Source organism: Lentzea alba, from assembly GCF_011067745.1.
GTDB lineage: Bacteria > Actinomycetota > Actinomycetes > Mycobacteriales > Pseudonocardiaceae > Lentzea > Lentzea alba.
Window position 1 is genome coordinate 19896 of record NZ_JAAMPJ010000006.1, and the last position, 23420, is coordinate 43315.

Annotated in this window: 24 protein-coding genes, 1 tRNA gene and 1 pseudogene; 18 read left to right on the plus strand and 8 right to left on the minus strand. The window is 66.8% G+C overall.

Annotated features, from left to right (window positions below):
- Positions 1-826 precede the first annotated feature (826 nt).
- Both G7043_RS50405 and G7043_RS22125 read right to left on the minus strand, forming a co-directional pair.
- Entirely contained in the window at positions 827-1588 is a 762-nt protein-coding gene (locus G7043_RS50405; protein WP_390827686.1) for an HAD family hydrolase, read from the minus strand.
- Complete coding sequence (locus G7043_RS22125; protein ID WP_207311556.1) at positions 1540-2382, minus strand: GntR family transcriptional regulator; 843 nt, start codon at positions 2380-2382, stop codon at positions 1540-1542. Before G7043_RS22125 ends, G7043_RS50405 begins: the two co-directional genes overlap by 49 nt.
- Before the next feature lie 244 nt (positions 2383-2626).
- Here G7043_RS22125 and G7043_RS22130 point away from each other — a divergent pair, with 244 nt between their 5' ends.
- The 8 genes and pseudogenes from G7043_RS22130 (at position 2627) to G7043_RS22165 (ending at position 8633) form a co-directional block, all read left to right on the plus strand.
- Complete coding sequence (locus tag G7043_RS22130) at positions 2627-3103, plus strand: hypothetical protein (RefSeq protein WP_166048345.1); 477 nt, start codon at positions 2627-2629, stop codon at positions 3101-3103.
- A gap of 2 nt (positions 3104-3105) precedes the next feature.
- Positions 3106-3384, plus strand: a complete 279-nt coding sequence (locus G7043_RS22135) for a hypothetical protein (RefSeq protein WP_166048347.1) — start codon at positions 3106-3108, stop codon at positions 3382-3384.
- A gap of 2 nt (positions 3385-3386) precedes the next feature.
- Positions 3387-3644, plus strand: a complete 258-nt coding sequence (locus G7043_RS22140; protein ID WP_166048349.1) for an AMED_5909 family protein — start codon at positions 3387-3389, stop codon at positions 3642-3644.
- A 156-nt stretch (positions 3645-3800) separates the two neighbouring features.
- Positions 3801-4085 (plus strand): hypothetical protein, encoded by a 285-nt coding sequence (locus G7043_RS22145; RefSeq protein WP_166048351.1) that lies wholly within the window; start codon positions 3801-3803, stop codon positions 4083-4085.
- Between the two features lie 473 nt (positions 4086-4558).
- Positions 4559-5293: pseudogene (locus tag G7043_RS50410) on the plus strand (FtsK/SpoIIIE domain-containing protein); the annotation flags it as partial.
- Positions 5294-5601: 308 nt separating this feature from the next.
- The gene (locus G7043_RS22155) at positions 5602-7158 is read left to right on the plus strand and encodes a replication initiator (protein ID WP_166049316.1); all 1557 of its coding nucleotides are present in this window, start codon (positions 5602-5604) and stop codon (positions 7156-7158) included.
- A 27-nt stretch (positions 7159-7185) separates the two neighbouring features.
- Complete coding sequence (locus G7043_RS22160) at positions 7186-7356, plus strand: helix-turn-helix domain-containing protein (RefSeq protein ID WP_242642562.1); 171 nt, start codon at positions 7186-7188, stop codon at positions 7354-7356.
- A complete protein-coding gene (locus tag G7043_RS22165; RefSeq protein ID WP_166048356.1) occupies positions 7356-8633 on the plus strand; it encodes a tyrosine-type recombinase/integrase in 1278 nt (425 codons plus the stop codon). Before G7043_RS22160 ends, G7043_RS22165 begins: the two co-directional genes overlap by 1 nt.
- Positions 8634-8709: 76 nt before the next feature.
- Here G7043_RS22165 and G7043_RS22170 read toward each other — a convergent pair.
- Positions 8710-8794, minus strand: a tRNA-Ser gene (locus tag G7043_RS22170).
- A gap of 35 nt (positions 8795-8829) precedes the next feature.
- Entirely contained in the window at positions 8830-9261 is a 432-nt protein-coding gene (locus tag G7043_RS22175; protein WP_242642580.1) for a MarR family winged helix-turn-helix transcriptional regulator, read from the minus strand.
- A 167-nt stretch (positions 9262-9428) separates the two neighbouring features.
- On the opposite strand from G7043_RS22175, the gene G7043_RS22180 reads away from it, so the two are divergent.
- From G7043_RS22180 to ypfJ, 4 genes are all read left to right on the plus strand, one after another.
- A complete protein-coding gene (locus G7043_RS22180) occupies positions 9429-11144 on the plus strand; it encodes a bifunctional metallophosphatase/5'-nucleotidase (RefSeq protein ID WP_166048358.1) in 1716 nt (571 codons plus the stop codon).
- Positions 11145-11241: 97 nt separating this feature from the next.
- A complete protein-coding gene (locus G7043_RS22185) occupies positions 11242-11808 on the plus strand; it encodes a hypothetical protein (protein WP_166048360.1) in 567 nt (188 codons plus the stop codon).
- A 55-nt stretch (positions 11809-11863) separates the two neighbouring features.
- Positions 11864-12604: a hypothetical protein gene (locus tag G7043_RS22190; protein WP_166048362.1), complete on the plus strand. Its 741-nt coding sequence runs from the start codon at positions 11864-11866 to the stop codon at positions 12602-12604.
- Between the two features lie 597 nt (positions 12605-13201).
- Positions 13202-14098, plus strand: a complete 897-nt coding sequence (ypfJ, locus tag G7043_RS22195) for a KPN_02809 family neutral zinc metallopeptidase (protein WP_166048364.1) — start codon at positions 13202-13204, stop codon at positions 14096-14098.
- A 62-nt stretch (positions 14099-14160) separates the two neighbouring features.
- Here ypfJ and G7043_RS22200 read toward each other — a convergent pair whose 3' ends face one another.
- Positions 14161-15669: a M28 family metallopeptidase gene (locus G7043_RS22200; protein ID WP_166048366.1), complete on the minus strand. Its 1509-nt coding sequence runs from the start codon at positions 15667-15669 to the stop codon at positions 14161-14163.
- 81 nt (positions 15670-15750) lie between these two features.
- Complete coding sequence (locus G7043_RS22205; protein ID WP_166048368.1) at positions 15751-16383, minus strand: GNAT family N-acetyltransferase; 633 nt, start codon at positions 16381-16383, stop codon at positions 15751-15753.
- Between the two features lie 45 nt (positions 16384-16428).
- On the opposite strand from G7043_RS22205, the gene G7043_RS22210 reads away from it, so the two are divergent.
- Entirely contained in the window at positions 16429-17394 is a 966-nt protein-coding gene (locus G7043_RS22210) for an NAD(P)H-quinone oxidoreductase (protein ID WP_166048370.1), read from the plus strand.
- Here the strand turns inward: G7043_RS22210 and G7043_RS22215 are convergent.
- Together G7043_RS22215 and G7043_RS22220 are read right to left on the minus strand one after the other, a co-directional pair.
- On the minus strand, positions 17378-18022 hold the full coding sequence (locus G7043_RS22215) for a class I SAM-dependent methyltransferase (RefSeq protein ID WP_166048372.1): 645 nt from the start codon (positions 18020-18022) through the stop codon (positions 17378-17380). The genes G7043_RS22210 and G7043_RS22215 overlap by 17 nt on opposite strands.
- Before the next feature lie 18 nt (positions 18023-18040).
- Positions 18041-19240, minus strand: a complete 1200-nt coding sequence (locus G7043_RS22220) for a cysteine desulfurase-like protein (protein ID WP_166048374.1) — start codon at positions 19238-19240, stop codon at positions 18041-18043.
- A gap of 91 nt (positions 19241-19331) precedes the next feature.
- Between G7043_RS22220 and G7043_RS22225 the strand changes: the two genes are divergently transcribed.
- The 5 genes from G7043_RS22225 to glfT1 are packed head-to-tail and all read left to right on the plus strand — an operon-like array spanning position 19332 to position 23400.
- A complete protein-coding gene (locus G7043_RS22225) occupies positions 19332-19808 on the plus strand; it encodes a bacterial proteasome activator family protein (protein WP_390827695.1) in 477 nt (158 codons plus the stop codon).
- 59 nt (positions 19809-19867) lie between these two features.
- Positions 19868-20707, plus strand: a complete 840-nt coding sequence (locus tag G7043_RS22230) for a class I SAM-dependent methyltransferase (protein ID WP_166048378.1) — start codon at positions 19868-19870, stop codon at positions 20705-20707.
- A 59-nt stretch (positions 20708-20766) separates the two neighbouring features.
- Entirely contained in the window at positions 20767-21681 is a 915-nt protein-coding gene (gene wzm / locus G7043_RS22235) for a galactan export ABC transporter permease subunit Wzm/RfbD (protein ID WP_166048380.1), read from the plus strand.
- A gap of 15 nt (positions 21682-21696) precedes the next feature.
- Positions 21697-22497 (plus strand): galactan export ABC transporter ATP-binding subunit Wzt/RfbE, encoded by an 801-nt coding sequence (gene wzt / locus G7043_RS22240; protein ID WP_166048382.1) that lies wholly within the window; start codon positions 21697-21699, stop codon positions 22495-22497.
- On the plus strand, positions 22498-23400 hold the full coding sequence (gene glfT1 / locus G7043_RS22245) for a galactofuranosyltransferase GlfT1 (RefSeq protein ID WP_166048384.1): 903 nt from the start codon (positions 22498-22500) through the stop codon (positions 23398-23400).
- Positions 23401-23420 lie beyond the last annotated feature (20 nt).

The following is a 23420-nucleotide window of genomic DNA, read 5'->3' on the forward strand; positions in this document are numbered from 1 at the left end:
GAGCACGTCGGGAAGGATTGCGGCCACTGTCGTGCCCGCTCGGGAACGCCTAATTGCGTCTAGGGTAATCACCGCAGCCAGCGAAACAAGACCTGTCGCCCAGCTTGTTTCCGCAGGGCAGGACCTGAGCGTATATGGCGGATTTAGAAGAACAATATCAGCCGACCCATATGGAGTCGATTCGCCTAGCGCGTCACCCTTCCGCACGTCTAGCCGCGGCCACGATACTCCTGACAATGAAGAACCATGCCGTTCTTCAGGTTGGCCGCGGGTGGCTACGAATAGCTCCAGACGAGTACGGGTGACCTGGGCCAGAACGTCGTATAGGTCACGTCCACGAAAGTTCTGATCGACAACCGTCTGGACTTGGGCATTACTCCATGCGGTGGGTAGAACCTCGGCTGCCGCGAGGAGCAGGTCACCGGCGCCACACGTTGGGTCAAGCACGACGGCACCAGCACCTATGCGCTCTGCGTAAGGCTGAACCAAACGTGAGCGGAGCGCTGACGAGGTGAAGAAGGTGCCGGCAGTCCTCCGATCTGAGAGCGGAACGAGACTGCGAAGTGCCGTGTAAGCGGCACCGTCAAGGTGCGCGGCAGCCGTGGCTGCGTCGTCGGGGTCGTTGGCGTTGAAGCTCTTCTGTAGGCCGCGAAGCTGCTTGAGGTACGCGACATACGGCGCGAGGTTCGCCGCATCGTCGGCTCTCACCTGCTGGCTACGCGACACTGAACCACCTTACAAGGACGACTCGAGGTTTCATATTTAGGGGTAGCGGCGTGTCGACGCGTTGATTCTCGTCGACACTGGAGGCCGCAATCAGGCGAAGCTAGCAGTCATTTTTGAGTGCTTCCAAAATGACTGCAATACTGTCGACGATTGCGGCCGGGCGGGCTTCTCTCAGCTGGTTCGCTTTGCCGGGCTTGTTCGCGAAGGCGATTGCCGGAACCCCTACAGCTCGGCTAGCTTCGATGTCAGCTACTGAATCACCCACAAGCGTACAGCGGTCGGGCGTCACATTTGTGAGCTCACAAGCGACTTCCACAAGATGTGGATGCGGCTTAAGGAGGCTCGGGTCGGCTTCCGTTCGACCAACCGCGACCCTTACATATGAACGGATACCCTGAAGGTCCAGATACGTTTCGACAGCAGCCTTCGAGTTGTTGCTAACGATTGCGAGGTCTCGGCCCGAGTTAGTCCATTCGAGAATGAGTTCGCGACTGTATGGCGTAGGCGCCGCTGACATGACCGCCTCTACTTCATGCGCCCGCAAGGCCGCTTCTACGTATCGGAGCTGGTCGGGACCACAGGTCGCGGCGTATCGAAGTACGTCGAACGGATCGGAAGCGCCTTGCACCTCGGCTGGAAGACTTGACAGGCCGCTTTCGTGCAGCACTTCGCGTAGCTGCCCTGCTACGACTGGTGCAGGGAAGCCTGCGAAAACCGAGCAGACAGGCCCGTCGAAGTCTAGGAATAGCACTTCCGTGTCAGAAAGCAGGCTGCGTAGGACGTCAGCCCCCTCGAGCTTCCGGTCTGCCGCATTCACCGGCTGTACTCCGAAGCAACCGTGCTCCACATAGAGTCGAACCACATGCGAGCCTGCTCAACGTACTGACTGCCTGTGCTGGTGTCGTCGTCAGTGACGCTGTGATGGAAGAGGATGGCTTCCTTGCCTACCAGGTCGTAGATCGGCTTCGGTTCGCCGTCGAAGCGGATGACGTGCTCGCGGACCGGGTAGAAGCCGAAGAAGGCTTCCTCGTTGTTGAGCAGATAGAGCTTGAACAGCGGTGCGGCCCGGTGGACCTTGATCTCGACGGTGACGTCCTTGACCAGGCCGAGGTCTCCGAGTTCCTGGACGTTGTCCACGATCGCGAGGGTGTGGCGGCGCATGATCTCTTCCATGCGCTTGCGGAAGCCTGGGCTGTCTTGCAAGTCCTCGACCTGGCACGGGATCGCCCACGGCTGAGTCGTGTCCGGGACGAGCATCCGGATGTTAATCGATGCGGGCGTCAGCCGGCCGATTCGGATCTTGTCCAGCGGCTCCTGCATGACGCCTTGCAGCGTCTCGCCGGAGAAGCCGGCAAAGTCGATCGTGACGTGCTCGGCCTCGAACGCGCGCTCGATGTGGGGCCGCAGGCCTACCGGGCGTTCGGTGCGCTCGCGGACGAAGACGCCGCTGCCCTGACGGGAGACGATCAGGCCTTCGTCGCGCAGCTCGCGCAGCGCGTTCTGCACAGTCATGGGCGCGACTTCGTACTTCTTCGCCAGCTCAGCGCGTGACGGCAGCTTGTCCCCTGCCTTGAAGACCTTGGTCAGGATGGCGGCCCGCAAGGCATTCGCTACCTGCACATATGGCGGGCGCGGGTCGTCCGGATCCAGGGCCATAGCTCCTCATCTCGTATGCGTGCGTCGTTTGGGCAGGAGCCCGTTTAGACGCGTGTCCATCTGGACGAGTGTCCGTTTGGACTGTCCAAATCAAGGTTCGCAGCCACGAGCAGAGTTGTCTAGCTCGCCTAGTGAGCTAGCTCAACCTGCGTAAATCCGATCTGCTTGACTTGGCTAGACAACCTAGCTAGCTTGTAACTTGTCTAGGTCGTACAGGCGACCTAGCGAGGCTAGGGAGGTTGTCATGGCGGTTCCGTACGGCACGCGCTTCGAGGCGGCGTTTGACCAGGTCTTTCCGATGGGCGCGCTGATGGTCGGCGAGGTCGCTCCGGACATGGAGTACATGAGCCAGGAGGACAAGGCCCGCGGTAAGCAGGCCAAGCAGAAGATCGACGAACGCTCTGGCAAGCGGCAGTGGAAGGTCGTCGTTACTGACCCGTCGGCGGAGAAGGAGCGGGACGCCTCGGTCACGGTGACCGTGCTCGCGGACGTCCAGCCCGTCCCGCCGCATGCGGTACAGGTCATGCCCGGTGTCGAGGTCCGGCCGGTCGCGTTCGAGGGTCTAACGGTCGAGCCGCGCGTCATGGGTGACCGGTTCAAGTACCAGGGCTTCACCATCCGGGCCACGGGCATCGCCTCGCTCCAGGCCGGAACCCCGCCGAAGCGCGAGAACAAGCCTGCGGGTCAGCAGGGGCAGAGCGAGCAGAAGACGGCGGCCTGACGGTGGCGCGGCCGTCGCGTGAGGCGGTCGCCCGCTGGAACACCGCGTACGCGGAGCAAACGGCGGCGCTGTTCGCCGCTTCCAGCATCGGGGATGCACGGGCAGTGGTCCGTCTTGCTCTCGGTTATTCGGCAGTGGCGCAGGCATGGCGGATCTTGGCCGCCGATCTGGCGGTGCCCTTGTGGGCTCGGCATGCCTGCTCCATTGCGGCTGAGGAGTTCGAACGCCGGGCGCGTGTCGAGGAGTCACGCGCGGCCCTGGCTGAACAGGACGAGGAATGAGCATGGCGAAGTCGGAGCAGTGGGCGCCTGCGCAGGAGGCTCGCACGCTGATGGAGGCGCACGACGTCGTGGGCGGGCTGATGCCTGCGCCGAACTCCGCGCCCAAGGTGATGCGGGACTTCTACGTCCGTTCCGCGGCTGTGTATGCGCGGATCGCTGAGGTGGATCGGGCTCACCACCACGAAGCCCTCTACTGGGCCACCCGTGAGCGGGAGAAGGCCGAAGCGATCGACCGGGAACTCAGCAGCAAGAAGGCCTAGCTAGTCCTTTTTAGACGGAGCGCGTGATCCTGCGGGGTCACGTGGCGATGCCGCATGTCTTCTTGCGGCGTAAGGGAAACGTGGGCGCAGAAGCGGAAACCGGCTACCAACCATGCCGCTCCTGCGCTTGTCCCTCCAACGTGGGAGTGAACAACGATGAGCGTAGAGCCTGGGCGCACCTGTGCGCCAGACAAGGCCCTGAAACAACAGCGCTGGGATCGGCTGATCGCCAGCAAGCAGGTCGTGTCGACGTTCGCCGTGATGCTTGAGAATGGGGAACTCGTCAGCCTCCACCTCACTCAGGCGCAGGCCGAAGGTCTTGAGTGCCTGACCTGCAAGCGCCAGTGCGAGACCGGTCAGGGAGCGTTCCGACCGGTCGGCCACATCCCGAGTGTGGGCAGCATCTTTGAGTGCGTCGCGTGCTTGGACGGTGCGCGATGAGCGGGACGAAGTGGGTTGATCCGGCTCCGTTCGAGGGTGCTCGGCCGCGCTTTCCCTGGTGGATATGGCTTCCCCGGTGGGCGAAGGTCGTTGCGCTGCCGTTCGTACTGGCGGGGTTCGCGGTGTGGCTCGGCGTCCGCCTGGTCCTCCTCGGGCTGCGCTATCCAGTCGCGGCCAGCGTGGTCGTCGTCGGAATCGCCGCGTACCGGAAGTTCGGGCTATCGCCGCTCGTCCTGGCGCTGCTCACGCTCGTCGCCGGGTTGCTGGTCTGGTACGGGCTTCATCGGCGCTCGTACCTGCGGCAGTGCTGGTACCGCGTGGTCACCGAATGGCGGCGGGCAACGGTCTACGTGCCGAAGTGGCGCACGGTGATGCGGCTGTCCGACCTCGCAAAGGAACACCGGGGCAAGGAGTACCGGCCTGCACTGCGGCGCGTTCGTGCTGAGGGCTGGCGGGACAAGGTTCGAGTGCGGATGATCCCTGCGCAGTCTCCAGAACAGTGGGAAGCACGACGGGACAACCTGGCGCACTCCTTCAATGCTCGGTCCTGCCGTGTGCGGGTGCTGAAGCCTCGGTTGCTCGAACTCGACTTCATCCACGCTGACCCGCTCGCCCGGCCGGTACCCGTCCCACGGCTCGATGACTCCGCGGACGTGGATCTCAAGAAGCTGGTCGTTGGACGGACGGAGACCGGTAAGCCCTGGCGGCTCAAGCTGCTGGGCTCGCAGATCCTCGTGGTCGGTGTTCCCGGCGCGGGCAAGGGCTCGGTGCTGTGGTCGATCATCTGGCAGCTCGCTCCCGCGATTCGCGCCGGCCTGGTTCGGCTCGTGGGCATCGATCCCAAGGGCGGGATGGAACTCGGCCAATGTCCGGACGCCTTCGACAAGGTCGTTTACGACAACGGCCCTGATGCGGTCGAGCTGCTGGAAGAGATCGCGGCGGAGGTCAAGGCTCGGGCCTCTCGGTACAGGGGTGTTCGTCGACTGTGGACGCGGTCCGCTGGTGAGCCGTTCACGGTCCTGGTGGTCGACGAGCTGGCGGACCTGATCGCCTACCAGCAGGACAAGCAGCTACGGGAACGTGCTTCTCGTGCGGTCCAGACGATCAGCTCGCAGGGACGTGCTCCAGGTGTGGCCACGGTCGCGCTCGTGCAGGACCCGCGCAAGGAGATCGTGAGCTTCCGGCACCTGTTCACGACCCGCGTGGCGCTGCGCCTCGACGAGCCGATCCAGGTCGACATGGTGCTCGGTGACGGCGTGAGGCAACGCGGGGCGGCTGCTCACGAGATCAGCGAGAACACGCCCGGTGTCGCCTGGCTAAAGGAGGACGGGCAACGCGAACCGGACCGGGCTCGGGCCTTCCACGTGACGGACGCGGACCTAGTTGAGCTCGGGTTGTTCCTCGCCCCGGCGACCGTTCACCACCTCCCTGGAGGTCATGACCAGAGGGAGGCGGCGTGAGCACGAACATCACTACCTTTCCCGGCGATGTTGCAGGTCAGACTCGTGCGGAGCGGATGAGGCAGCCGGCCGCGATCGACGTCACCAAGGCCGCTGCTGAGCAGCACGGCGTGTGCGTCCGGCCGTTCACGATGGAAGTCGAAGACCACGAGTCCTACGAGGTTCGGTACGTCGCCGTTCCCTGTGGTTCGACGGTCGAGAGCGTCTGTGCACCGTGCGCCAAGAAGGCCAAGGCGTTGCGGATGGCTCAGTGCCGCGAGGGCTGGCACATGGACGTTGAGCCGGACTTCACCCCGGAACCGCCCACAAAGGACCAGACGGAGCTGCTGACGTACCGCGCGGACCTAATGAAGGCCTACAAGGAAGAGGAGGGAACAGACAACGCGGACGAGCTGCGCGAGGAGATCCACAGCGTCGACGAAGAACTTCGGCAACTCGGCGTTCGTGGTCGCCTGCCTTCGCCTGACGACCCCGGCAAGCGGGCGGTGAAGCGATCCACGAAGCGTCGGCAGGATGCGCCGGACCTTCCTCGGCGGCGAGTTGAGAAGCGGACGGTTGGACGGGAGTTCGCGGGAGCCTTCCGTCCCTCGATGTTCGTGACGCTCACCCTCGACACCTACGGCAAGGTGCGCGAGGACGGCACGCCGGTCGATCCGGACAGCTACGACTATCGCCGTGCCGCAAGGGATGCGGTCCACTTCGCAAGCCTCGTTGACCGGTGGTGGCAGAACCTCCGGCGGGTCGCTGGCTGGGACATCCAGTACTTCGCCACGGTCGAACCGCAGAAGCGAGCTGCGCCGCACCTGCACGCAGCGCTCCGCGGCTCCATCCCGCACGAAGTGATCCGGCTGGTCACGGCAGCCACGTACCACCAGGTGTGGTGGCCCAACCACGACGAACGCGTCTACGTGGACCGGCTGCCGGTCTGGGACAGCAACGCCAAGGCGTTCATCGACCCGGACACCGGTACGGCCTTGACTACCTGGGAAGACGCGGAGGTCGAGGAACCGGCGCACGTCGTGAAGTTCGGGCGACAGGTGCACTCCAAGGGCATCCTCGGCGGGTCTGAGGAAGCTGGGCGACACATCGGCTACCTGACGAAGTACCTCACCAAGTCCATCGGTGAGGTGGTCGAGCAGGACACCGAACGACAGCGCAGGCACGCGGACCGCCTGGCGGACGAGCTGGCAGTCACGCCGTGCTCTGACCGGTGCGCGAACTGGCTCCTCTATGGCATCCAGCCACGCGGGGCCAACTCGCGGACGACCGCTGGACGCTGCAAGGGACGGGCTCACCGGAGGGCGACGCTCGGGCTGCCTGGGCGGCGGGTTCTGGTGTCCCGCAAGTGGTCTGGGAAGACGTTGGCGGATCACAAGGCCGACCGGAAGCGGTTCGTGCTCCAGGCGCTCAAAGCCGTGGGGATTGAGAAGCCTGAGAAGGACCCAGCCCGGCTCGTCTGGTACAAGGTCCGGCCCGGCGACCCGAACGTGCCGCCACGGGCTCATCTGCTCATGCACGCCATCGCTCAGCGCGTGACGTGGAAGGCCGAGTACGACCGCGCACTGCTCGCGGCCGAACCGCCAGATCTTTCGGCAACACCGCAAGCGGCTTGATCAACCAAGGGGGAAGAGATGAACGACATGGCGTACCGCGTCGAGGAGGTTGCTCGCGCCCTTCGGGTGGGTCGGACGAAGGTGTTCGACTTGATCAGGGCTGGCGAGCTGGTGTCTATCAAGATCGGCGGGAGTCGGCGGGTTCCTGCTTCGTCGGTTCAGGCGTACCTGTCCCGGCTGATCGCTGAGGCGGCGTGATGACCAGGGGCAAGCGGTCCAACGGTGAGGGCTCGGTCTACCAGCGCAAAGACGGGATGTGGATCGGTGCGGCCTACGTGCTCACCACGACCGGGCATCGCAAGCGCGTCACTGTTTCGGCAACTGAGGAGGCGGAGTGCTGGAAGAAGCTCCGCAAGAAGATCGCGGACTCAGATGCCGGCATCCCGGTAGCTGCGGAGACGTGGACGCTGGAGAGCTACCTCAAGTACTGGATGACCAACGTGGCCGCCACCAAGAGGCCTCGGACGGTCGAGGGGTACGGCGTGGTTGTGCGGCGGCACTTGGTGCCCAACCTCGGAACGAAGAAGCTGCACCGGTTGTCGGCGCAGGACGTCCGGACCTTCATCACGCGGCTTCGGCACGACTGCCGGTGCTGCGCAGAGAAGATCGACGCCAACCGGCCGAAGGACGCTCAGCGTTGCTGTGCCAAGGGAAAGTGCTGCAAGACGGTGCTGGCTGATCGGACCGTTCAGCAGATCCACGCCGTTCTGAGAAACGCCCTGACGCACGCGATGCGGGAAGAGGTCATCCCGCGGAACGTGGCCAAGCTCGTACAGGTCAAGTCACCTCGGTATGACATCAACCGCGGCTTGAACGCTGATCAGGCAAAGGCGCTTCTCAAGGCGGCGGAGAACGATCGACTGAAGGCTCTGTACGTCCTGGCGCTCTACCTCGGAATGCGGCGGGGTGAACTGCTCGGCCTGAGGTGGAAGGACATCGACTGGGACGGGTGGGACGAGCCGTGCGCAGAACACGCGGACGAGTTCTGTGAGGACTGCGCGGAGCAGCACGCGCCGACGTTGCAGATCCGGCAGACGCTTCAGCGGGTCGGCACCAAGCTCGTGTTCGTCCCGCCGAAGACGGACCGGTCAGAGCGGGTCATGCCGTTGCCGCTGCTCGTCGCCTGGGCGCTCGTCGATCACTGGGACCTCCAGGACGACGAAGCGGAGGCTGCGGGGAATCGGTGGGAGGAGTCAGGACTGATCTTCACGACGATCCTCGGTGGGCCGATCGATCCCACCTACCTCCGGTCGAGCTGGTACCCGATCCGGAAGCGCGCTGGCCTCGATGAGGTGCGCTTCCACGACATCCGGCACTCCTGCGTGACGCTGCTGCTCAGGCTCGGCGTGCCGCCCCACATCGTCCGGGACATCGTCGGTCACTCGAACATTGAGGTCACGATGATGATCTACGCGGCCGTCTCCCTTGAGGACAAGCGGGAGGCTTTGAAGCGGCTCGCGGACGAGCTGGGCTGAGGTCGTTGCTACACCCGTTGCTACACCAGAGGGGGTGTGACCAGCCGCAATGGTCGGTCACACCCCCTCTGAACTGCGGAAGCGGAGGGATTTGAACCCCCGGACGGTTGCCCGTCTCCCGCTTTCAAGGCGGGTGCATTCGGCCGCTCTGCCACGCTTCCCCGACGCGAACCACGAACCGCGTCAGCCGGGAAGCCTAGCCGTTCGACTCCCGCAGGTGTGTCATGACCCGGTCGAACACCTTGGCCAGCACCTCGCCCTCCTCCGGTGTGATGAGGTCGACGATGTGGGCTCGCACGCCGCGCAGGTGGGTCGGGGCGGCTTCCACCAGCTGGGCCATGCCCTTCTGGGTGAGTTCGGCCAGGACGCCGCGGCCGTCTTCGGTGCACTCGCGGCGCAGCACCAGGCCGGCTTTTTCCATTCGGGCCACCTGGTGGGAGACGCGGGACTTCGAGGAGGCCACGTCTTCTGCCAGTTGGGTCATGCGCATGCGCTGGTTGGGCTGCTCGGAGAGCCTGACGAGGATTTCGTAGTCCGCCAGTGACACTCCGTGGGTGTCTTGCAGCTCTCGGTGCAGGCGATCCATGAGCATGGAGGAACCGTTCACGTAGGTGCGCCACGCACGCATCTCGCCGTCGTCGAGCCAGCGCGGCTCCTGCTCACTTGACGTCACGCGGACAAGGCTAAACCCGCGCATGACGATCCAGTCATTGCTCTGGAAAACGTGGCGTCGGCGAGGCAGACTCCTGCGCCGTACACGCGCGTTAACCACGCCTTGGAGAGGGCTTCTAACCCATGAGTTCGTTCAGACGGCTTTCCGTTCTGGCGATCACCGCCGCCGCGGCCACTGTCATCAGCGCCACCGGGCCTGCCCAGGCCGATGTCCAGTCACTGCGCGGTCGGGGCACGGTTGACGTGCGCCTGATCGGCATCAACGACCTGCACGGCAACATCGAGCCGCCGGCCGGGTCGTCCGGGCGTGTCGTGCTGGCTGACGGCACGACCGTCGACGCTGGTGGCGCCGCTTTCAACGCCACGCACATCAAGAACCTCCAGAAGGAGGTCAAGAACTCCGTCATCGTCGGGCAGGGTGACCTGATCGGCGCGTCGCCGATCGTGTCGGCGCTGTTCCACGACGAGCCGACGATCGAGGTGCTCAACAAGGTCGGCATGGACGCGACCGCGGCGGGCAACCACGAGTTCGACGAGGGCTACAAGGAGCTCCTGCGCATGCAGCGCGGGGGTTGCCACCCGACGGACGGCTGCCAGTTCCGGGACACCTACCCCGGCGCGCAGTTCCCGATCCTCGGTGCGAACGTCACCAAGGCCAAGACCGGGCTGCCCGCGTTGCCGCCGTTCTGGGTGGAGATCCGCGACGGGATGCCGATCGGCTTCATCGGCATGCCGCTCAAGGACGTGCCGATCCTGGTCGACCCGAACGGCATCAAGGAGCTGCAGTTCGGCGACGAGGTCAAGGCGGCCAACAAGTACGCCAACTTCCTCGACGCGATCGGTGTGAAGTCGATCGTGCTGCTCGTGCACCAGGGTGACCAGGTGACGTCGCCCGGTGGCGGCCCCAACGCGTGCAACGTGGCTCCGGAGAACCCCGGCAGCTACATCGCGGCGAACGTCAGCGCGAAGATCGACGCGGTCTTCTCCGGCCACAGCCACCAGCACTACAACTGCGTGGTCAAGGACCCGGCCGGCAACCCGCGCCCGTTCATCGAGGGCCTCGCGTTCGGGCGTGAGCTCAGCGTCGTCGACCTCAAGATCGACCGCCGCACGCGCGACGTGATCCGCGGCGAGACGAAGGCCGACAACAAGATCGTCACGCGCACGGTCACGCCGGACCCGGAGATCCAGGCGATCGTCGACATCGCCAAGACCAAGGTTCGCCCGATCGCGAACCGGCCGGTCGGCACGATCACCGCCGACATCCTGCGGGCCGCGGTCGCGTCCGGCGAGTCGCCGCTCGGCAACCTGATCGCCGACTCGCAGTTGGCGGCCACCACGGGCAACGGCGCGGTGCTCGCGCTGATGAACCCCGGTGGCGTTCGTTCGGACCTCACCTACGCCAGCTCGACCGAGAACGAAGGCAACGGTGTGGCCACCTACGGCGAGACGTTCACCGTCCAGCCGTTCGGCAACATCCTGCAGACGGTCACGTTGACCGGTGCGAACATCAAGAACGTCCTGGAGCAGCAGTTCAGCGCCACGAGGACGTTCGTGCTGCAGCCCTCCGCGGGCCTGAAGTACAGCTGGTCGGCGTCCGCGCCGTTCGGTTCGAAGATCTCGGGTGTCACGATCAACGGCACTCCGCTCGACCCGAACGCGAGCTACCGCGTGACGATCAACAGTTTCCTGCAGGGCGGCGGTGACGGCTTCAGCGAGTTCACCAAGGGCACCAACGTCACCGGCGGTGGCATCGACCTGGACGCGTTCTCCGCCTACCTGAAGGCGCACCCGAACCAGGCGCCCCCGGCGACCGACCGGATCACGCGACTGCCGTAACCGCAGACCGCGCTGAAAGGCCATCTCGGCGACGAAAGTCGTCGAGATGGCCTTTTTCGTGTGCCCGGTTGCTCCATTTGATCTAGGGTGAGGGCCGATGTCCTGGTTGCGTCGGCTCCTGCTGCTCGCCGGTCTGGTGACCGGTGCCTGGCTGCTGGGCAGCGCAGGTGAGGCGAACGCCGACGTCAAGGTCGAGATCGACCAGCTCCAGGTCGAGGTCCGGCTCCCCGTCGTCGATGTCGGACTCGAGATCGAGACGGGTCTCGCTCCTCAGCAACCCGACGCGCCTACTCCGCCGAAACCGGCCCCGCGGATCGACACTCCCGCGCCGCCGCCTCCCGTGGCACCGCGGGCACCGTCGAACCCGGCCGAGACGCCCGTTCAGGCCGAGGTGCCGCAACAGCACACAGCGCCGCCGTCGACGACGACCCGGCCCACGAACCCCGTGCCCGTCCCGCGGCAGCCGCAACCGCAGGCCGAGCAGCCGATCCCCGGCACGCTCCCGCAAAGCGGCGCAGGGGCGACGTCAGGCAACCAGATTCCGGCGGGCACGCTGCCGCACGCGCTGCGGCCGCCCACCACCACGACGTCTCTCATCAGCACCGAGCAACAAGACGTGCCGCGCATCGTGCGCGCGGAGGAACCGACGTTCTCCCCCGACTGACCCGTGCGAAGCCTCCACAGCCACGCACAGGTCATTCACTCCAGGGAGAACAGTCATGCGCAAGAACCTCAACCGGACCATGTCCGCCGCACTGCTGACCGGCGGGATCATGGTCGCCACGGCCGGGTGGGCTCAGGCGATTCCGGTGCCTCTCAACGTCGACGACGAGATCCGCGTCGGCAACCTGGTGAGCGTCCCGGTCAAGGTCTGCGGCAACGCGATCAACGTGCTCGGCACCAGCGACGCCACCTGTGAGGAGCAGCCCGCCGCGCGCGTCCAGGGCGACAAGGCGCTCGTCTCCGCGCCCGTCACGGTGTGCGGCAACTCGGTCGGTGTCGCCGGCGGTGGCGACGGCAGCTGCGGCACGACCAAGCCCGAGGAGCCCAACGGCACCATCGAGGCCCCGGTGACGGTCTGCGGCACCAGCGCGGCCGTGCTCGGCACCGCGAGCGGTGACTGCGGCAAGACCGAGGCGCCCGAGCAGCCGCAGCCGGAAGACCCCCAGCCGGAGGACCCGAAGCCCGAGGACCCCCAGCCGGAGCAGCCGGGCGAGAACCCCGGCAACGGCAACCCCGGCGGGGGCAACGGCAGCGACAACGCCGGTGGCGGCAACAGCGGTGACGACTCGGGCGCGGGCGACCCGCAGACCGGGGAGAAGGCGTCGCAGCAGGCCTCGCCGATCCCGAACCTGTCGAAGACCGGCGCCGACCCGTTGGAGTTCCTGCTGGTGGGTCTGGGCCTGATGTCCGCGGGCGTGATGGCCCGTCGCGGCGCGCGTCGCGTTACCAAGGCCTGACCAGCTGGGCCTTTTCTGCGTTTCCTGATCGTTTCCTGATCGTTTTCCGACAATCGCCCGGCGAGTGGGCTCTCGCCGGGCGATTGCTGTCTGCACAGTCGATCTCCGCAGGTCACCCGTCCGACTTCACCAATTCAGGTTTCGGGTGAGGTGTTGAGAAATGTGGTGATCAAGCGCATGCTCGATAACGAGCTGGTCGCCGGAAGGTGAATGAACTAGACCACCGGAGGCCACGCCCAGAAGGGGTAGGTGGTGCTGTGCAGGTATCTCCTCGCTGTGGCGAAACGCGGTCTGTTGCATCCCCGCGAGTGGATCGGACGTGAACGGTCCGGTCGCGACTGTGTAGCAACGGACACGAGGTTTCGGGTGCCCAGGCGCCATCGGCGTCGCTCGGCGCACTTCGACGCTGTTGAGCTCGGCATCGGTGTCGTCTCATGGCGTCACCGGCTGAGCCCCACGCCAACCTTCGTGGGCCGTAGTCGTCACTACCAAATGGGAAAGCCTCGGTGCGGTGCCCCGACGTCGGGCTCCGCACCGAGGCATGTTTCGTGCTTTATCGTTTGCGGCACCCATGGGGTCCTTGGCAGGAGGATTGCGGTGCAGTTCAACGAAGGCGCGGAACTCGATCTTTCCCAGGTCTCGGACCAGCGGGGCGTCGGCGGCCGCGTGGCCGGCGTCGGCGGTGGCCTCGGCGTGGTCGGTCTGATCATCTACTTCCTCGTGCAGCAGTTCACCGGCATCCAGCTGCCGGCGGGCGGCCTGGAGGGCCTCGGCAGCAACACCCAGGTCGAGTCCGGCCAGCTGGCCGAGAAGTGCAAGACCGGTGCCGACGCGAACCGCGACAGCGACTGCCGGGTCGTGGCCACGATCAACTCGATCCAGGGCTTCTGGACCGACCAGTTCGCCCGCTCGGGCAACACCTATCAGGTCACCAAGACCAACTTCTTCCGCAACAGCGTGAACACCCGCTGCGGCAACGCCACCTCCGCGGTCGGCCCGTTCTACTGCCCCGCCGACTCCCAGGTGTACATCGACCTGGACTTCTTCAACGAGCTGCGCACCAAGTTCGGCGCGACCGGTGGCCCGTTCGTCGAGGCCTACGTGCTCGCCCACGAGTACGGCCACCACGTGCAGAACCTGCTCGGCACGTCCGACCGCGTCAGCTCGCGCACCGGCCCCACCTCCGACTCGGTGCGCCTGGAACTGCAGGCCGACTGCTACGCCGGTGCGTGGGCCAAGGCCGCGACGACGGTTCCGTCGGCCAACGGTCAGCCGCTGATCACGAACATCACCAAGGAGGACGTGGCCGCGGCGCTGGACGCGGCGGCGCGCATCGGTGACGACTTCATCCAGCGCGAGCTCGGGGGCGGGCAGGTCGACACGACCAAGTTCAGCCACGGCAGCTCGGCGCAGCGGCAGAAGTGGTTCAACACCGGCCTGTCGACGGGCGATCCGGCGCGCTGCAACACGTTCGACACCAACAACCTGGGCTGAGCGCCAAAGCGAGAAGGCCGGGCCTCCTGAGGGAGACCCGGCCTTCCGCGTTCAGAGGCTGCTTACGAAACGGCCGCGTGCGAGTGGTCCTCGTGCGCGGTCAGCGACATCTTGGCCGCCGAACGGGCGTCGGCGCGCTGAGAGCGCGGCGGCACGCCGTTGACGTCCTCGGTCGAGACGCCGTAGGCCGCGGTCACGAACGCGAGCGCGCCCGCGTTGCGGCCGAGAGCGACTCGGTCGACGTTGCCGAGGTTGTCGCACTTCGAGTGGTAGCAGGGGTCGTAGGCGACGCCCGCGGTGCCGCCCCACTTGGCCGCCTGTGCCGCGGTCTTGACGCCCTCGGCGCCGGTGAAGAGGCCGCCGGCCGGGATGCCCTGCGCGATGAACTCGCCGTAGTCCGAGCGGCCCGAGAAGTCGGTGCCCTCGGTCGGGACGCCCTTGGCCGCGAAGTAGTCGGCGAAGGCCTTCTCGATCTGGGCCGAGCCGAACGGGCCGGGGCCCGCGCCGACCGCGTCGGAGTCGTCGCCGTCGTAGATGAAGTACGCGGCGTTCGGGGAGCCGACCATGTCGAAGTTCAGGTACAGCGCGATGTCCAGCTGCTGCTCGAACGTCAGCGAGCGGACCCACTCCTCGGAGCCGATCAGGCCGAGCTCCTCGGCACCCCACCAGGCGAACCGGATGGCGTTGTCGACCTTCGGGCGCGAGCCGAGCTGCAGCGCGGTCTCCAGCAGCGACGCGGAACCCGAGCCGTTGTCGTTGATGCCGGCGCCGAGTTCGACGCTGTCGAGGTGCGCGCCGGCCATGACGACGTTGTTGGCGCGGCCGGTGCGGGTCTGGGCGATGACGTTGCGCTGGGTGCGGGTCTCGAGGTGGTAGCGCATGTCGACGGTGATGGCGGAACCGGCCTTGCCGGCGAGCGTGGTGCCGTCGGCCTTGGAGACGCCGCCGGTCGGGATCTTGCCGGGGTTGGTCAGCGTGACGTTCGTCAGCGGACCGTCGGCGTTGTTCGAGACCAGCACCGCGATGGCGCCGGCGGCGAACGCGTTGAGGTGCTTCTGCTCGAACGTGCAGCCGCCGCGGCGGATCAGGGCGACGGAGCCGGTGAAGTCCTGGCCGGCGAAGTCGGTGGCCTCACAGCCCGTGGTGGCGTCTTCGGGGACGACGCGCAGCGGGCCGGTCACGCCGCCGACCGGGGTCTGCGGCGAGGCGGTCATGACGATCGCCTCGTAGTTCACGCCGCCGACGCTGGCGAGCTTGGCGTCGGTGACCTGGACGTCGAAGTTGAAGGTCGGCGTCGTGACGATGAAGCCTTCGTCGCGGAGCTTGCCCGCGACGTACTCGACGCTGGCGTCGTAGCCGGGGGTTGTGGCGGCGCGGGTGCCGCCGTTGCGGTCGGCGATGCGCTGGAACGCGATGAGGTGCCGGTTGACACCCTCGACGGTCACCTTCTTGGCGAGCTTCTTGGCGAGTGCGGGGCCTGCGGGTTCAGTTGCGGCGGACGCGGTGGCGGTGGGGGCTGCGACCAGTGCCGAGATGGCAAGCACGGCCGCCAGCTTGGATCTGCCGGACATATGAACGTTCCCCTTCGTTCGAGATGTAAGAAACCCTCACAAAAAGGAGACGTGGGACACAATCCATCGGTCGGCGGGTGTTCAGCTGGTGATCAGCTGAACACAGTCAGCAAGGCCTTCGACGGCGACGTTCCACTCCGGGCGCACGAAGTTCGCCGCGTCCAAGCGCAATCGCACGTGCTCAAGGCGTTCGCCACGGGGTGCGGCACCGATCGTGCCGTCGTGCACGTAACCGAGTTTCGCGCTGACGCGGTTGGACGCGTGGTTGCCCAGCCAAGCCGCCGAACGAGCGATGTGCGCGCCCAGGTGGTCGAAGGCGAACTGCAGCACGGCGATCCGCATCTCGGTGCCGAAACCGTTGCCTTGGTACTTCTGGCCCAGCCACGAGCCGGTGTTCACCTCGCGCAGCACGCCGAAGTCACGCGCGCCGACGTCCTGCACGCCGATGACCTCGCCCTCGTGGCGCACCAGGAAGCTGATCGTCCAGTCCTTCGGCGCGACCTTCGCGCGCATGCCCCAGAAGTGCTGCAGCATCCCGAAACCGTGGTCGTCCGGGAGCGTGTCGGTCCACGGCACGTAGAACGGCATCTCGGCCGGGTCGTGCACGCCTTGCTTCGCCACCTCGACGAGCTCGAACAGCCCCTCGTCGTCGTCCGGGCGCAGTTCCAGGCGCGGGGTGCGGAGGACCAGTTGTCGTAGCGGCCAAGCGTTCATGATCCGATGGTGCCGGACCTGTCGATCGGTATTACGGTCGACTGTATGCATGCCATCACTGTTCGCGAACCTGGCGGCCCGGACGCGCTCCAGTGGACCGAGGTTCCCGACCCCGTGCCCGGTCCCGGTGAGGTGCTGATCGACGTTGCCGCGAGTGCGGTCAACCGTGCGGATCTGTTGCAGCGGCAGGGTTTCTACCCGCCACCGCCGGGTGCGTCGGACATCATCGGGCTGGAGTGCTCCGGCACGATCGCGGCGCTCGGCGAGGGCGTGACCGGCTGGAACGTCGGCGACGAGGTGTGCGCGCTGCTGGCCGGCGGCGGCTATGCGGAGAAGGTCGCTGTGCCAGCACCGCAGGTTCTGCCGCTGCCGCAAGGCGTCGACGTCGTCACGGCGGCCGCGCTGCCCGAGGTCGCGTGCACGGTGTGGTCGAACGTCGTGATGGACGGCCGCTTGAAGACCGGCGAGACGTTCCTGGTGCACGGCGGTGCGGGTGGCATCGGCACGCACGCGATCCAGGTCGCCAAGGCGCTCGGCGCGACGGTCGCGGTCACGGCGGGTTCGGACGAACGCCTGCGCAAGTGCGCGGAGCTCGGCGCGGACATCACGGTCAACTACAAGACCCAGGACTTCGTGGCCGAGGTCAAGCAGGCGGACGTCGTCCTCGACAACATGGGGGCGTCCTACCTGCCGCGCAACATCGACGTCCTCGCCCCGGACGGCCGGTTGATGATCATCGGCATGCAGGGTGGCGTGAAGGGCGAGCTGCCGATCGGCAAGCTGCTCACCAAGCGGGCGTCGGTGATGGCGACCGGGTTGCGGGGACGGTCCGTCGACAGCAAGGGCGCGATCGTGGCGCAGGTCCGCGAGCACCTGTGGCCGTTGATCGAGAGCGGTGCGGTCAAGCCGATCGTCGGCCAGGTCGTGCCGATGTCGAACGCCGCGGAGGCGCACCGGATGCTGGAGGCGAGCGACGTCTTCGGGAAGGTGCTGCTCAGGCGAGAGCGGTAGCAGCGGCCAGCGAGGTCCGGGGAGCCGTGCGGAACTCCAGCCCGAACTCCTCGGACCACCGCGTCAGCACCGCCTGTTCGTCCGGCCGATCGACGTCGTCCGCCAGCACGGTCGCCCCCGGCGCCAGCACCGCGCGCAGCACGGGCAACGCCGGATAACGCGAGTCGCCGAGCCCCGGTCCGTCCACCAGCAACAGGTCCACCAGACCGAACCGCTCGACGTACCCGAGCACTTCGTCGTGCACCTGCTGCGGCGCGTACCACTGGCCGTGCCGCGACAACGCCGCCGGATGACGCGACAGCGGTGCGTGCACAACGCGCGCGACCGAGCCGAGGCCTTCGCGACGTAGTTGTGAGGCAACGAAAGCAGCCGTGCGTTCGTCGTGCTCGATCGCCAACAGGTGCCCGAAACCGCGCTGCTGCAACAACCGTGCCAACAGGACGGACGACGAGCCGCAGCCCAGTTCCACCAGGACGGTCCGGGCGCCGAGCACGATCTCGTCCATCACCGCGACCAGGGCAGCGGGGCGGAGGTCGCCGGAGAGCTGCGGCAGGTACTCGGTGTTGAGTGAGCCGATGCGCTGCAGGGCCGAGAGATCCGCGAGCTCGCGAGCCAGCGAGTCGTCCAAACAAGATCTCCCAAACACTCAGCCCAGTTCGGCCACCGCCCGCACCAGGTCGTCCACTTCCAGCGCGTTCGTGTAGTGCGCGAGCCCGACGCGGATGGCGCCGCCGACCTCGCCGACGCCCAGCACCGAGAACACCCCGTGCTGACCGGGGTCGGCGAACGCGCAGACGCCTCGCGAGGCGAGGTGTTCGACGCCGTCCTCCGCCTTGACCCCGGCGATCGTGAACGCCAGCGAGGGAACCCTGCGCATGGCGTCGCCGATCACCATCACGTGTCGCAGCGAACGCAGTTCGTTGATGAGATTAGCGAGCAGCCCGGCCTGGTAGGCCTTCACGGATCCCAAAGACGTGACCAGCCGCTCACGGCGCGTGCCCGAAGCCGAGTCGTCGAGGTCCGCCAGGTACTCCACGGACGCGACCAGACCGGCGAGCATCGGGTAGGCGTGCGGGCCCAGTTCCAGCCGCTCCGGGCCGCGGGCGGCCGGGTCGACCGAGACCGACGGCAGGCGCTCCAGCACCGACGGGTCGCGGAAGACCAGCGCACCGACCGGCGGGCCACCCCACTGACCAGCGGAAAGAGCCACGACGTCGGCGCCCATGCCGACGATGTCCAGCGGCACGAACGGCGCGGCCGACGACGCGTCCACGACCATCAGCGAACCGTGCGCCCGCGCCACCGCCGAGATCTTGCCCAGGTCCGGCCGGGTGCCGACGACACCGGACGCCGCGGTGATCGCGATCAGCTTGGTGCGGTCGGTGACCAGCTCGTCGTACTGCCAGCTCGGCAGCTCGCAGGTCTCGATGTCTATCTCTGCCCATTTGACCGCGCTGCCGGTGCGCTGGGTGGCGCGCAGCCACGGTGCGATGTTCGTCGGGTGGTCCAGCCGGGACACGAGCACCTCGTCGCCCATGAACCAGTCGTCGGTCATCACGTCGGCGAGGCGTTGCAGCAGCACCGCGGAGGACGGACCGAGCACCACACCAGCCGGGTCGCCACCGACGAGGTCCGCGACGGACCTGCGGGCGGCGTCCACGATGCCCTGGGCCCGTTGCGAGGCCGGGAAAATGCCACCCGGGCCGGAAACCGGGGCGCGCAGCGCGGTGGAGACGGCGGTGGCGACCTGTTCGGGCACCTGCATGCCGGCGGGTGCGTCCAGGTGGACCCAGCCGTCGCCGAGCGCCGGGAAGAGCCCCCGTACCCGTGCGACGTCGAACGCCATGCCTCACACCGTACGTATGAAGGCAAACACGGTGTCGGCCAGCCCCCACCCGGATAACCCTCAACGAACGAAAGAGGCAAGGATGGAGACCATGAACCAGGAGCAGCCCGTTGTGATCGTCGGCGGCCAGGACGGCGACATCACCGACATGGTGGAACAGCCCGCGAAGGTCATGCGGATCGGCACGATGATCAAGCAGCTGCTCGAGGAGGTGCGGGCGGCACCTCTGGACGAGGCGAGCCGCAACCGCCTCAAGGAGATCCACAAGCGGTCCATCGAGGAGCTCGAGGACGGCCTGGCGCCGGAGCTGCGCGACGAGCTGGAGCGGCTCTCGCTGCCGTTCACCGAGGACGGCACCCCGTCCGACGCCGAGCTGCGGATCGCGCAGGCCCAGCTCGTGGGCTGGCTGGAGGGCCTGTTCCACGGCATCCAGACGGCGCTGTTCGCCCAGCAGATGGCGGCACGGGCACAGCTGGAGCAGATGCGCGGCCGGGCACTGCCCGCCGGCAGCGGTGGCGAGAACACCGACGGTGCCACCACGGGCAAAGGCACCGGCCAGTACCTCTAGCCGAGGTACCGGGTGGTGGCCCTACGATGCGCGCTGAACTTCCCGTGAGAGGAGCCATCGTGCTCGAGCAGGTGCGTCGCGGCCTGTCCGCCAAGCAGTTGCGCCACAAACTGCGCATCAAGGCCATCGAACTCGTCGCAGATGCCGTGGCGCCTATCCGTGCCCAGATCGACGACCTGCAGAAACAGGTCGACGAGCTGCGCGTCGAGATCCGTCACCAGGGTGACCGCGCCGTGGAGCAGACGCGCCAGCTGGAGGTGCGCACACGTCGCGACCTCGTGTTCCAGGGAGAAGCGGAAGCCGCGCTGCAGAGTGCGAACTTCGTGCGCGACGAGATGCCGCACACCCCGCAGTTCGGCCACCCGCACGAGACGCTCGAGTACGCGCTGTCGCTCGCGCCGAAGGACGGCCTCGCGCTGGAGTTCGGCGTCTACACGGGCACCACGCTCAAGATCATCGCGACCGCTCGCGAAGGTGCCGGCGTCTACGGCTTCGACTCCTTCGAGGGGCTGCCGGAGAACTGGCGCAACAGCTTCCCCGCGGGCACGTTCAACGTCGAGGGCCTGCCCGAGGTGCCGGGCGCCGAGCTCGTCGTGGGCTGGTTCGACGACACCCTGCCGGGCTTCCTGGAGGCCCACGAGGGCCCCGTGACGTTCCTGCACGTCGACTGCGACCTGTACTCCTCGACCAAGACCGTGCTGGAGCTCGTCGGGCCCCGCCTGGTCGAGGGCAGCGTCATCCTGTTCGACGAGTACTTCAACTTCCCGGGCTGGCAGGACCACGAGCACAAGGCGTGGACCGAGTACCTCGAGCAGACCGGCATCGAGTTCAGCTACGAGGCGTTCACCTACGACAACGAGCAGGTCGCCATGAAGGTGATCAAGATCCCGGCCCGGTGACCACTCCGTGACGTACCGGCGTCCAGGTCGTTCCCAGGGCGCCGGTACGCTCAGTCCTCGTGCAAGCCACCACTACCCCCGACCACCCCGAGGCGCCGCCTGCCGTCAAGTCGCGCAGCTTCAAGCGCGCGTTCGCCGACGTGCGCGAGGCGTGGGACCACCGCGAACTGTGGGGTCACCTCGGCTGGCAGGACATCAAGCAGCGCTACCGCCGCTCGGTCATCGGTCCGTTGTGGATCACGATCTCGATGGGCACGACAGCACTCGCGCTCGGCTTGCTCTACTCCGTTCTGTTCAAAACGGACGTCGCGACCTTCCTGCCGTACGTGACGGTCGGCTTCATCGTCTGGAACTTCATCGTCGGCTGCGTCACCGAGGGCACCGACGTCTTCATCGCGAACGAGGGGCTCATCAAGCACCTGCCGGCGCCGATCACGGTCCACGTGATGCGCATGGTGTGGCGCCAGGTGCTGTTCCTGCTGCACAACCTCGTGGTCTACGCGGTCGTGCTCGCCATCTTCTTCACCTCGCTCGACCACCAGTACCGGATCGGCGAGACCAGTCCGTGGCAGCCCGGTCTGAGCTGGACCATCGTGCTGGCGATCCCGGGCTTCGCGCTGCTCGCGGTCAACGCGGTGTGGATCTCGCTGCTGTTCGGCGTCATCAGCACCCGCTTCCGCGACATCCCGCCGGTCGTGAACAGCTTCATCAACCTGGTGTTCTTCATGACGCCGATCGTCTGGGACGCAGGCGTGCTGAACCGGGTCACCGGTGGCGGCGACGGCGACTGGCGCATGCTCATCGCCGAGCTCAACCCCGTGTACCACTTCGTCGAGATCGTCCGCGCCCCGCTGCTCGGCCACACGGTCGACTGGCACCACTGGGCGATCGTCGGCGGCTTCACCGTCTTCGGCTGGTTCGCCGCGCTGGTGATCCTGCGCAACTACCGCGCCCGCGTTTCCTACTGGGTCTAGAGGAGGTCGACACCCATGGTCAGCATCGACGTTTGGAACGCATCGGTCGACTTCCCGATCTTCGACGCGAAGTCGAGGTCGCTGAAGAAGCTCGCGCTCGGCAAGGTCGGCGGCAAGATCGGTTCCGAGGGCCGGGTCCCGATCATCGAGGCGCTGCACGACATCACGCTGTCCCTCAAGGACGGCGACCGGGTCGGCCTGGTCGGGCACAACGGCGCCGGCAAGTCCACGCTGCTGCGCCTGCTCGCGGGCATCTACGAGCCGACCCGCGGCGCGTCGCGCATCGTCGGCAAGGTGGCGCCGGTCTTCGACCTCGGCGTCGGCATGGACCCGGAGATCTCCGGCTACGAGAACATCATGATCCGGGGCCTGTTCCTCGGCATGACCCGCAAGCAGATGGAAAAGCGCGTCGACGACATCGCGGAGTTCACCGAGCTCGGTGACTACCTGCAGATGCCGCTGCGCACGTACTCGACCGGCATGCGCGTCCGGCTGGCGCTGGGCGTGGTCACCTCGATCAACCCCGAGATCCTCCTGCTCGACGAGGGCATCGGCGCGGTCGACGCGGCGTTCATGGCGAAGGCCCGCGACCGGCTCAAGGACCTGGTGGCCCGCTCCGGCCTGCTGGTGTTCGCGAACCACTCCGACGAGTTCCTGGCGGAGTTCTGCGACACCGCGATCTGGATGGACGAGGGCCACGTCAAGATGCACAGCGGTCTGCGCGAGGTGCTGACCGCGTACAAGGGCTTCGACCCGTTCGAGCGGATGCACGAGCACGACCCGACCCCCGTGCTCAGCGGAAATGGTGGCGAGTAAGTGATCCCCGAGGCACTGCCCAAGGGCTCCGTGGTGGCGGTGGTGGTCACCCGCCACCGCAGGGAGCTGCTCTCCGAGTCGCTCAAGGCGCTGTCGACCCAGACGCGCGTCCCCGACCACCTGGTGGTCGTCGACAACGGCCCGGACCAGCCGGTCAACGACCTGGTCGAGCAGTGCCCGCTGCCCACGACGTACCTCGCGTCGCACCGCAACCTCGGTGGCGCCGGCGGCTTCGCGCTGGGCATCCTGCACGCGCTCTCGCTGGGTGCGGAGTGGGTGTGGCTGGCCGACGACGACGGCCGCCCGGCGGACGAGAACGTGCTGGCCGTGCTGCTGGAGGAGGCCGAGCGCCGGGGCCTCGCCGAGATCTCGCCGGTCGTCACGAACATCGACTCCCCCGACAAGCTCGCGTTCCCGCTGCGCAGGGGCCTGACCTGGAAGCGCTCGGCCGCCGACCTGGGCGCCGACTTCCTGCCCGGGATCGCCTCGCTGTTCAACGGCGCGCTGTTCCGCGCCACGACGCTCGACGTCGTCGGCGTGCCGGACTACCGCCTGTTCTTCCGCGGTGACGAGGTCGAGGTGCACCGCCGCCTGGTGCGCAGCGGACTGCCGTTCGGCACGTCGCTGAAGGTCGCCTACGTCCACCCGGACGGCTCGGACGAGTTCAAGCCGATGCTCGGTGGCCGCTTCCACGCGCAGGACCCGGAGAACCCGGTCAAGCGCTACTACACCTACCGCAACCGCGGCTACCTGCTCTCCCAGCCGGGCATGCGCAAGCTGGGCGTGTTGGAAGTCTTCCGCTTCGGCCTGTACTTTCTCGGGGTCCGCAAGGACCCGAAGGCCTTCGTCGAGTGGTTGCGCCTGGTACGCCTGGGGCGGCGTGAGCAATTCTTCCGCAAGTGAGCGCTTCGAAACCGATTGCT